Below are 2539 nucleotides of genomic sequence, written 5' to 3' on the forward strand. Positions count from 1 at the left end.
TGTAGGGGCTATTTAGTAATGCGACAGTTGGGCCAGTTAGAGATGCGACAGTCTCGCCTCTCGACGCACTGGTCAAAGCCAACGTTGGGAGCAAGGATGACGATCTTCAGCCTGGTCGAGACCATGAGCGGTTGGAGTTGTCATGTCCTGTTTGATCACCATGTCGCAGAAAGAATTGCATCGCCTTGAAGTCATCCAGAAGATTCGAGATGAACGCCTTAGCGTTGTCCAGGCGGCCGAATTGCTCGACCTCAGTCGAAGTCAGGTCCATCGGCTGCTGCAGGCCTATGACCGGGATGGTCCAGCCGGTCTCGTGTCGAAGAAGCGATCGCGTCCGAGCAACCGGCGTCACAGCGAGGAGTTTCGCAATGCGGCGCTGGATCTGATCCGCGAGCGCTATCTGGATTTCGGCCCGACATTGGCGCGCGAGAAACTGATCGAGTTGCACCGGATCTCTGTTGCCAAGGAGACATTGCGGCAATGGATGACCGAGGCCGGCATCTGGATCTCGCGCCGGGAACGCAAGAAACGGGTTTTCCAGCCACGTGGCCGGCGCGACTGCTTTGGCGAACTGGTGCAGATCGATGGGTCGCATCACTGGTGGTTCGAGAACCGCGGCCCCAAATGCGCCCTGCTCGTCTATATCGACGATGCCACTGGAAAGCTTCTGCATCTGCGCTTTGCCGGATCAGAGAACACGTTCGATTATCTGCATGCGACGAAGGCCTATCTGCAGCAATGGGGCAAGCCGCTGGCTTTCTACAGCGACAAGCATGGTGTTTTTCGTTCGACCCATTCGTCCGAGAAGGACCGGACGAGCGGCCTGACGCAGTTCGGTCGGGCGCTCTATGAGTTGAACATCGACATCATCTGCGCCAACACTCCGCAGGCCAAGGGCCGTGTGGAACGTGCCAATCAGACATTGCAGGACCGGTTGGTGAAGGAGATGCGGCTCCGCGGCATCGATACGATCGAGGCGGCCAATGCCTATGCACCTGCGTTCATTGCGGATTTCAACACTCGCTTTGGCAAGCAACCACGCAATCCGAAGGACATGCACCGACCCTTGGCCGACCATGAGAACCTCGATGGCGCCATGTGCAGGAAGGAAGTGCGAACGCTGTCGCAGGCCCTGACGCTGCGCTACGACAAGGTGCTGTTCATTCTCGATCCGACCGAGATTTCCAGACCTCTGGCGGGTAAGAAGGTGGTCGTCTGCGATTATCCGGACGGCCGCCTCGAGATCATGCACGAGAGCTTTGCCCTGCCCTACAGAACCTTCGACACGTTGCGCTCGGTGCATCGCGCCGAGGTGGTCGACAATAAGCGGTTGGACGACATGCTATCGGTCGTCGCTGAGATGCAGGCCGGTCGTGAACAGCAACGCAGCAAGGGTGGTCCTCGCCGCACCGGTCAGACGGATCATATGTTCGGCATTCGCGACGGCAGCACGGCGAACGGCTATCAGAAGCGGGGCCGCAAGCCGGGGCGAAGGACGGATTTCATGAACGATCCGGACGTGATTGCGAAGCGGGAGAAGGCATTGATGAGGCAGCCAGCGGCGGAGTAACGATCGTCAATGCACGCCGATGTCGCTTTGCGTATCCGATTCCAGTTGCAGGCAGGCTGGCCAAAGTGGCGTCTTGTGGAAGGATCCGTCCTGGAGAAGAGTGAGCCCCTCTCGTGCCTCGTAGAGCAAGCCGAGCCAGCATAAGCGCCGAAAGACGCCATACTGCAGATCGAATTTTAGCTCCCAGGCTTCTATGGTCATTTCGGTGTCGGAGACAGGCGCCATGTCTGGATAGAGGATCTTTACAACATCCAATGGCGTGCAACCTTCTCTGGCCTTGATATTGAGAAGATTGAGGAACATGCGCCACCAGCGTAACCGTGCTTGGACCTCGCTTCCTCGTTCGGTGGCGTGGACATACGAATAGAGGTAATCCGTGGCGACCAGATCGAAAAAAGCTTGCGGGTTCACCAGAAACTCCCGGCCGCGTCTGGTTGGCAGCAGCACATCCTTTTTCCGGCGAAGCAGCTTCAGATGACGGGTCATATCGCGCACGACCCAGAGCGGGGGCATATCGCTTTCGTTCAGCACCTTGTGCATGCTGTAAAGGTCTTCGGCTGTGAACCCTGGCCAGAGGAAGTGCACCGCGGCCCAATGCACGAACTTGCGGTTCATGGCTCCGGTCGCCGTCAGCCCGATGCCACCCTCACCGTCAGCATAGGCAACGGAAAGAAGCATGCCGCGAAGAAGTGGTGACAGCGCGGCGACATCGACGTCGCCCTGCAACTTGATTTCCGGAAGCATCGAGCGGCTTAGGTCCCTATCTTGCTACATACAGGCGCAAGCGAGTATCAACCGCCAAGGAAACAATTGCTACTGAGGAAGCTAAAGCCGAACGGGTGTGTTTATCACCCGCCCCCTCCCTACCCTTGCAAACCGGCCCAGCCGGTCCGGTCGGGGGCTAATTGTCGGAGCCAGTGTCGCATTTCTAACTGGCTGGCGAGGTTGCGCCTCCAATCAGCTTTGACA

General features: G+C 58.1%; 2 protein-coding genes. One reads left to right on the forward strand and one right to left on the reverse strand.

The annotated features are described in order from the left end of the window. The first annotated feature begins 142 nt into the window (after window positions 1-142). On the forward strand, window positions 143-1570 hold the full coding sequence (locus C5J26_RS32340) for an ISNCY family transposase (RefSeq protein ID WP_105405483.1): 1428 nt from the start codon (window positions 143-145) through the stop codon (window positions 1568-1570). Window positions 1571-1576: 6 nt separating this feature from the next. Here the strand turns inward: C5J26_RS32340 and C5J26_RS32345 are convergent, their stop codons facing one another. Next, window positions 1577-2314 carry a hypothetical protein gene (locus tag C5J26_RS32345; protein WP_105405484.1) on the reverse strand — a complete coding sequence of 246 codons (738 nt, stop codon included), beginning with the start codon at window positions 2312-2314 and terminating at the stop codon, window positions 1577-1579. Window positions 2315-2539: the final 225 nt, after the last annotated feature.

This window comes from Neorhizobium sp. T7_12, from assembly GCF_002968535.1.
Taxonomy (GTDB): domain Bacteria; phylum Pseudomonadota; class Alphaproteobacteria; order Rhizobiales; family Rhizobiaceae; genus Neorhizobium; species Neorhizobium tomejilense.